This window comes from Saccharicrinis sp. GN24d3 (genome assembly GCF_052400645.1).
GTDB lineage: Bacteria > Bacteroidota > Bacteroidia > Bacteroidales > Marinilabiliaceae > Saccharicrinis.
On the sequence record NZ_JBQTGI010000057.1, the window covers coordinates 1 to 7,659 of the forward strand.

The 7,659-nt window shown below is 39.3% G+C and carries 6 protein-coding genes; 2 read left to right on the forward strand and 4 right to left on the reverse strand.

Annotated elements, in window-relative coordinates:
* Window positions 1–199: 199 nt before the first annotated feature.
* On the reverse strand, window positions 200–631 hold the full coding sequence (locus ACT29I_RS25420) for an NUDIX domain-containing protein (RefSeq protein WP_444794827.1): 432 nt from the start codon (window positions 629–631) through the stop codon (window positions 200–202).
* Between the two features lie 4 nt (window positions 632–635).
* Window positions 636–1,415 (reverse strand): C40 family peptidase, encoded by a 780-nt coding sequence (locus ACT29I_RS25425; protein WP_430934562.1) that lies wholly within the window; start codon window positions 1,413–1,415, stop codon window positions 636–638.
* Between the two features lie 152 nt (window positions 1,416–1,567).
* On the opposite strand from ACT29I_RS25425, the gene ACT29I_RS25430 reads away from it, so the two are divergent.
* On the forward strand, window positions 1,568–3,697 hold the full coding sequence (locus ACT29I_RS25430) for an HD family phosphohydrolase (RefSeq protein ID WP_430934561.1): 2,130 nt from the start codon (window positions 1,568–1,570) through the stop codon (window positions 3,695–3,697).
* 517 nt (window positions 3,698–4,214) lie between these two features.
* Here the strand turns inward: ACT29I_RS25430 and ACT29I_RS25435 are convergent.
* Complete coding sequence (locus ACT29I_RS25435; RefSeq protein WP_444794828.1) at window positions 4,215–6,017, reverse strand: methyl-accepting chemotaxis protein; 1,803 nt, start codon at window positions 6,015–6,017, stop codon at window positions 4,215–4,217.
* Between the two features lie 358 nt (window positions 6,018–6,375).
* On the opposite strand from ACT29I_RS25435, the gene ACT29I_RS25440 reads away from it, so the two are divergent.
* Window positions 6,376–7,377 carry a substrate-binding domain-containing protein gene (locus ACT29I_RS25440; RefSeq protein ID WP_430934559.1) on the forward strand — a complete coding sequence of 334 codons (1,002 nt, stop codon included), beginning with the start codon at window positions 6,376–6,378 and terminating at the stop codon, window positions 7,375–7,377.
* A gap of 93 nt (window positions 7,378–7,470) precedes the next feature.
* Here ACT29I_RS25440 and ACT29I_RS25445 read toward each other — a convergent pair.
* A partial coding sequence (locus tag ACT29I_RS25445) for an RHS repeat-associated core domain-containing protein (protein ID WP_444794829.1) occupies window positions 7,471–7,659 on the reverse strand: 189 nt, incomplete at its 5' end.

A 7,659-nucleotide genomic window follows, 5' to 3' on the forward strand; every position in this document is an offset into this window, starting at 1 on the left:
ATAGTGTAATGTATTCTTGCTAAATAAAATCGTTGATTACTTTCGGGAGCATCGTTCTGGTGAGTTGAAGTGATGCAGCGGAGTGTCTTGTTTTGAAACAATTTCAATGTGTAATAGAATTTCTAATGCATATTGCAAGTTAAAGAAGCTTGTTTTAATTGAAAAAGAAAAGTTGGTGATAGTACGACGTTTGGATAAATTAGGTATTAAGCAAAGCTTCCTTAAACTCTTTCAAAATCAATTCGTGGTCAAAAGCCAGATTTGGAATCTCATCTAAGCCAAACCATTTTGCCTTGTCCGCATCGTCACCCGCTTGTGCATTTAGTTCATCTTCTACAAAAGCATAAAAAACGATTGATACCGTCCTTCCTCTAGGATCGCGATCAACAGCACCATAGCTCTTAAGTTGTTTTATTTGAATGTTTTGGATATGCGTTTCTTCTTTCAGTTCGCGTAACGCAGCTGTTTCCAGATCTTCATCCATATCTAAAAAACCACCGGGGAATGCCCATGTTCCTTCATAAGGGCTATGTTTCCTTTCAATAAATAAAACCTTGGGTATACTGTCTTTAGTAACCAGTATTATATCGACGGTTACAGCCGGACGAGGGTATTCATAAGTGAAACTCATAAGATCAGGCAGATATGATTCTTTTGATAACCCTTAACTTGTGTGAGTATTTATTCGTGTCATGATTAAAAATACCCTGGTGATCAATCGAGTCTATTCTGACTTCTCCGTGGGCATGAATCACTTTACCTGACCCCAGGCATATCCCTACATGAACAATATGCCCCTCGGCATTATCAAAAAACGCAAGATCACCAATTCTGGCTTCCTCAACAAAACTAACGTTATTACCGAGTTCTATTTGTTGATACGCGTCTCTGGGAATTCGGGTTCCGTTAATCTTAAAAACAATTTGCGACAAGCCCGAACAGTCGATGCCAAAGTACGATCTTCCTCCCCAAAGATAGGGTGTGTGTAATAAAGAAGTGGCTACCTCCCTAATTCCCAATTCTTTATTTGATGGTATCTGGCCCGAAATAAAATAATCGTTTTTTCCGATGGAAAAACTATTTCTGTCGTGACCATTAAACACGATGCGACTACCGGCAGATATAATCATAGGTGCGCTGGAGCCGTCTTTAACAATGTTGATTTTAGGTGTAGGAACCATCCATGCATCGGCGTTTTTCCATAGCTCATACTCTGTTTCAGCCATAGAAAAAATTAGTTTTGCGTCAATCCAGCCTTCATAGCCATCAAAGTCCATCTTGATTCTTGCCCACTTCTCCTCTTTTTCCAGAACCACAAAGGTCTCTCCAAAAAGAATCTGTGTAACAAGCTCCGATGCCTCAGATGGTTCTTTCCGTACCGGAATAAAACTATATACGCTTATTGAACCATTCATATACCTTAATATTTAGTGCTGCGAATATACCAAAATATGCCAATACTAAATTGAGCGTGATGCAAAAATATCATTATACATTAGTCGAAGCCTTATTTTGTGGCTGATTTTACGCATATTTGTTGATATATTATTTAAGTCAATTAATATTTATGAAAGAGTTTGTTCAACGTTTAAAAAAATATTCGCAGGCATCTTATCGGATTCTGCTGTTTTTGGCTGCGGTACTTATTATTGCCAACCTGATGCCCAGGGAACGTAAGCTTAGGTACGATTATAGCAAGGGTGAACCCTGGCGATATGATGTGTTGATTGCCCCGTTTGACTTTAGGATTTTCAAGACTGATCAGGAATTGGAAGTGGAGCGAGATAGTATCCTTAAAAATTTCAGGCCTTATTTTACATACGATAGTGCGGCTGTGGTTAATGTTAAACGGGAGTTTTTAAGTGCCTATGAAAAAAAAATGCCCGATTATGTGCAAAAATACAAGTTTCTAAATGGTAAAATTAAGAACAAGGAAAACGCACGGCTGGTTTCGGAATTGGTAGATACTATCTTGTGGCAAGTATATGCTAAGGGGGTGATTGCTATACCCGAAGAATATGCGGAAAGGAAAGATGAACTGGAGCTGATGCTGGTGAATGAGAACCTAGCGGAACCCTTTATGGCCAACGAATTTTTCACCCTCAGGTCTTCGTACCAGTTTATTATTAAAGAATTAGCCAAAGGATTAGCTTTTACGACCAATGATTTTAGGGGAGTTGAGAATTTTATTTCGGAACTGCAAATTAATGATTTTTTAATCACCAACATTAATCTAGATAAGGAAAGAACTTTAAACGAAAAGGATAGAGCACTTAAAAACCTGGCATTAACAAATGGTATAGTGCTTGGGGGGCAACGTGTGATCGAAAAAGGAGAGATCATTAACGATAGCGGAATTAAAAAACTGAATTCCTACAAAAAAGAATACGAATCGAGGGTGGGAACTTTGTCGCAGTACAATCAGATTTTGGCAGGACATGTATTGACCACCTTAATGTTTTTGACCGGTTTGTTTCTTTTCCTGTATTTTTATAGGAAAGACGTGTTCCTCAACCTGAATTATATCACTTTTCTGTTGATGATATTATGTACCATTATCCTGATGGCTTTTATCTCCCATCGTATTCCCGATGTGCCCATCTGGGTTATTCCATTTACGATATTGCCATTAATTGTGAGAACATTTATGGATTCGCGACTTGGTTTCTTTATGTTCGTTGTGGCCATGGTGCTGGCGTCGTTTTTTAGCGATAATAGTTTCGAGTTTATCTTTTTGCAAATTCCGGCAGGTATTGCTGCTATCTTTAGTCTGTATAAAATGGCACGAAGGGCACAGATTGTGCGATCCGCCATTTTTATTTTCCTGACCTATTCCGTGTTTTATACCGGTTTGCATTTGATGCAGGAAGGAGATATCCAGACGATTAATTACAGATATTATATGTATTTTGCGATCAATGGCATTTTGATTTTGGCCGTGTATCCTTTGATTTATATTTTCGAGAAACTTTTTGGTTTTCTTTCCGACGTAACGTTGGTGGAGCTATCGGATACCAATCATCCACTGCTTCGCAAGCTGGCGGAAAATGCGCCGGGAACATTCCAACACTCTATCCAGGTAGGTAATTTAGCACAGGAAGTAGCCTATAAAATCGATGCCAACCCGCTTTTGGTGCGAGCAGGGGCCATGTATCACGATATCGGTAAATCAGCTACGCCGTTGTATTTTACCGAAAACCAAATTTCGGGAATCAATCCGCATGATAATATGGATTTTGAAGATAGTGCCAAACTGGTAATCGATCATATTGAGGGAGGAGTGAAAATTGCCCGTAAGCATAAGTTGCCCGAAAAGATCATTGATTTTATTTCTACCCATCAAGGGACTACCAAGGCCCGATATTTTTATAATTCGTTTATCAATAAATATCCGGATAAAGAACCGGAAGAAAAGAATTTTACCTATCCGGGGCCCACCCCTTTTACCAAGGAAACGGCTATTTTAATGATGGCCGATTCAATAGAGGCTGCCAGTAGAAGCTTGAAGAATTATACCGACGAAGCCATTGACAAGCTGGTGGAGAATATTGTGAATACCCAGATAAAAGAAGGTCAGTTTTTTAACGCGCCTATTACTTTTAGGGAAATTACTACGGCCAAAATGGTTTTTAAGCAAAAACTGAAAAATATATATCACGCACGGGTCTCATATCCAAAAGTGAAGAAGAAGAAATAGTATCCGGTCATCAGTCAACAGTAGCTTAGCGACGGAGTGATAAATGTGGAGGGTGGAGAGCGGAGAGTACTGAGTATTATGTAAGAAATTAATAAATACACATATTCAATCATCTAACCAGAGAAAGGTTAGAGCCCCAACGGTGTGAACTGTATTCTCCAAGGGTGAAGCGTAGCGGAAACTGGGTACAACAAGTGAAATAAAGTGACCTGTCGGTGCCGGACAGTCGTATTGCAAAACCAATTAATATGTGCAGTTATTTTGGGGCTGAAATTATATAAACCGCTCGATAACAAATTGATATGTACACGCATAGAAGGGTGTCATCCTTTTATGCGTGTTGAAAATGAAGGATGCTTTCCCATTCTTAAATTTCGAATAGTGATGTCTATTAAAACACTTCATAATGGCCGTCGTTCATCGCTTTACCTGGGTTAATATTATATGTATCCGACAGCGTCGTCCGGGATGATGTAAGTCCGGAACTCACGGAACACTGTTCAGCTTCACCTTTGGTTTAATTGCTGGTAGGGCTGGAACTCAGTTTCTGATCATTTATCTTAAAAACCGAAATCGATTTTTTAAGCAGAACAGATAGTTCTTCGAGCTCTCGGGCCGCGGTACTTATTTCATCGGAGTTGGATGCGTTACGTTGCGTAATCTGATTTAATTGTTGTAGCGCATTGTTAATTTGTTCAACCCCTGATACCTGCTCCAGCGAGGCGCTGGTAATCTCCTGAACAAGCATGGCCGTTTTTTCAATTTCAGGTGTTATCTGCTTTAAATTGTCGTTGGCCACTTTGGAACTGTTAATAGTATTTTGCGAAGCAGCATTAATTTCCCCGGCTGCTTGCTGACTCCTTTCGGCCAGTTTACGTACTTCGGCAGCTACTACTGCAAAACCTCTTCCTTCCTGCCCGGCTCTGGCTGCTTCAACAGCAGCGTTGAGTGCCAATATATTGGTCTGAAACGCTATGTCGCCGATAATGGATATTTTTTCAGTAATCGCATCCAGGTATTGTTTCGCTTCTTCGGAGCTGGCATTGCTTATTTTCATGCCTTCCACTGCCTGAACCGCAATTCGTTCGGTTTCCTTAGAATTGTCGGTGTTTTGCTGTATGTTGGCGTACATCTCCTCCATGGACGACGAAACCTCTTCGGCCGCTGAGGCTTGCTCGCTCGCTCCTTCACTCAGTTCTGTTGATTCTTTGGTCAGCCTTTCGCTGGCATATACCATTTTGCTCGCGCCTGTGCTTATTTCGTCGACCACATTTTTAATGTTACGTACCATAGTATCCAGGGCAGTGGCCAACCGGCCCACTTCATCCTTGCTATTGGAAGCGAATGACACGTTTAAATTGCCCAGGGCGGCTTGCTCGGCCAACGCTATTCCCTTTACCAATGGTTTGCTGATAGAGGTAGCCAATACATAGCTCAAGCTAATACCGAAAATCAGGACCGCAATTAGAGAAATAATCAGGATCTGCTTTTCCTGCTGCACTATGCGGGCGCTCTTTTCTCCCATTTCCAACAGATAGTCAAGTCCTAATTCCGATGCTTTTCTCACTTCCCACATCAGTGATTTTGCTATTTCAAATTTTTCAAGTTCTACCTTTCCGGTAATTTTGTATTGGGGAACAAAGTTTTCTATTTGACCTATAATGCGGTTTAATATATTTTTAAATTCTCGGGATACACCATGAACATTTTTTAATTGTTCCGCAGCTTTCAAAATGTCATCCATACATAATACATTCTTAGAATATGTACATTTCTGAAAATTTACATGCAATCGGTTGGCGTGAGCCAACGTTCTTTGAGTTGCGGTTGAGACCCGGGATTTTTCACCTACCCTATTTAATTCCGAAAAAAGGGTGTCGATTTCTTGAGATAGCTCTCGGATATTGATTTCATTAGCGGCAGATTGCTTTTTTTTGTTTTTAAAATTACGGGCCAAATTCTTTAGCCGATTTAGGTCGATACCTCTGTTCTCCAAAGAGTTGTTGGAGGAGTCGGAAAGTTCAATCAATTTTTCCAAAGCCTGCATATAACTTTCGAGCTGTTGCCCTGCCAGATTGTTGTAATAGGGATTACCTGTTAAATCGAAGGCATTCATATTACCATTGGCGAGTTCCCAAAAATGATCCATTTTTGATGATTCGTTCACCGAAGGAATATACCTGTTGGATAATAACTTTATTTCCTTGTCTACTTTCAGTAAATTAATAAGCAGTATTGTGCTGGAAACAACGGTCATTAGAATGACGATGCCAAATCCAATTCCAACCTTGTTTTTGATTTTAAGATCTCTCCAATTCATAAAAATACAGTTAATGAGTATACCTAAATTTTCAAATTAATTTAGGTGGTGACAGGGTTGGGGTGTGCAATTTAACGTACAATTTTAATAAATGTTACCAAAAGAAAGCAATATTTAAAACATTTTTTTGTTAATAGGGACTGGATTGAATGTGGTATTTTCTTACCTGTTTGTTAACTCGCTAAAATGATTAGCTTTGTATTGTAATATAACTGGTTTGTGTATTTCGACCCAATACTTCGTTTTGTAATTAACAATCATTAATTGCGGTTGCTTTCTTGTTGTAACGATTTGGTAAATAGAATTATTGTGGTTTTTATTTTGTAATTCGAAAAGTTAAATATTATATAGTTTAGAGATGAAAAATATTATCAGCATAATGCTTCTTGCGACCATTGTGTTCTTGGGGGGATGTAAAGATAAAGAGCAAGTGACAATTGGATTTTTATATCCTTCAGATTTAACAGTAAGATTTAACAAAGAAAGTAGCTTCTTTAAAGAGTACTGTGAAAAGCAGGGCGTTGAGGTGATTGTGAAAACGGCATCCAACGATGAATCGCTGCAAATAGAATTGGCCAACGAAATGATGGAACAAGGTGTGGATGCATTGGCGTTGATCGCGGCCAATGTTAACACGGCGGCAGTTATTGTTCGTAACGCACATGCCGACGGTATACCCGTACTGGCCTATAACAGGATGATAAAAAACAGCGATGTAGACTTTTTTGTGGCCAGCAGTAACGATTTGATAGGTAAAATAATGGTAGATGCTGTTTTAAAAGAAAAGCCCACAGGTAAATATGTTATTTTGGGAGGTGATAAGTTCGATAAAAACGGGGAGGAATTACAAGCTGCCGTAAAAAAACATTTGAAGTCCAAGATAGATCAAAAACAAGTTGAAATCGTTTACGAAACTTTTATCGAGAAATGGGATCCTAGTATTGCTGCCTTTGAAATGGATAAAGTAATCGCGTTACATGGCAATGACATTGATGCCGTAATAGCCGGATATGATGGTATAGCAGCTTCAGTAATTGATGTGCTGAGAGCCAATAAACTGGCTGGTAAGGTTGCAGTTACGGGACAAGATGCCGAACTGGCAGGATGTAAAAATGTAATTGCAGGCAACCAGTGTGTTACCGTTTTTCACCCATTAAAAACCATAGCCGAAAAAGGAGCTGAAATTGCTATTGAAATGGCTAAAGGAAAAAAACTTAAAGACTTTGCCAATAGTACCGACTTTAACGGACTAAAAGATATACCTACGCACAGGGTAAATTCAATTGCCGTAACAAAAGACAATATTGATCGGGTTTTGGTAGGTTCCGGCTTTTATACCCAAAAAGAATTGTACGAGTAGGATTGTAATTGAAATATATAACCAACAAAACCATATTGAAAATCAGTGTGGCTTTGTTGAATTAATTTCTTCCAAACTATTGCATATTACGGATCAGAACATAATAGGATTGTTCATACAATAAGAATACCTGTTATAATTAGCCGTGCTATGGGGAGACTGAATTAAAGGGTCGGGGCTAACAAACTGCATAGTGGTGGGGCAGTAGGTTCTTCCGTTTCCCGATTTGGCTAAGGCCATCGGGATTAGTTCGGCTATATGTTTTGTCTGCGTTGTCACTTG

What these genes read in the sequence shown, in the direction of transcription:
- ACT29I_RS25430 (WP_430934561.1), top strand. Translation starts at nt 1,568, where the DNA reads ATGAAAGAGTTTGTTCAACGTTTAAAAAAATATTCGCAGGCATCTTAT.
- ACT29I_RS25440 (WP_430934559.1), top strand. Translation starts at nt 6,376, where the DNA reads ATGAAAAATATTATCAGCATAATGCTTCTTGCGACCATTGTGTTCTTG.
- ACT29I_RS25420 (WP_444794827.1), bottom strand. Translation starts at nt 631, where the DNA reads ATGAGTTTCACTTATGAATACCCTCGTCCGGCTGTAACCGTCGATATA.
- ACT29I_RS25425 (WP_430934562.1), bottom strand. Translation starts at nt 1,415, where the DNA reads ATGAATGGTTCAATAAGCGTATATAGTTTTATTCCGGTACGGAAAGAA.
- ACT29I_RS25435 (WP_444794828.1), bottom strand. Translation starts at nt 6,017, where the DNA reads ATGAATTGGAGAGATCTTAAAATCAAAAACAAGGTTGGAATTGGATTT.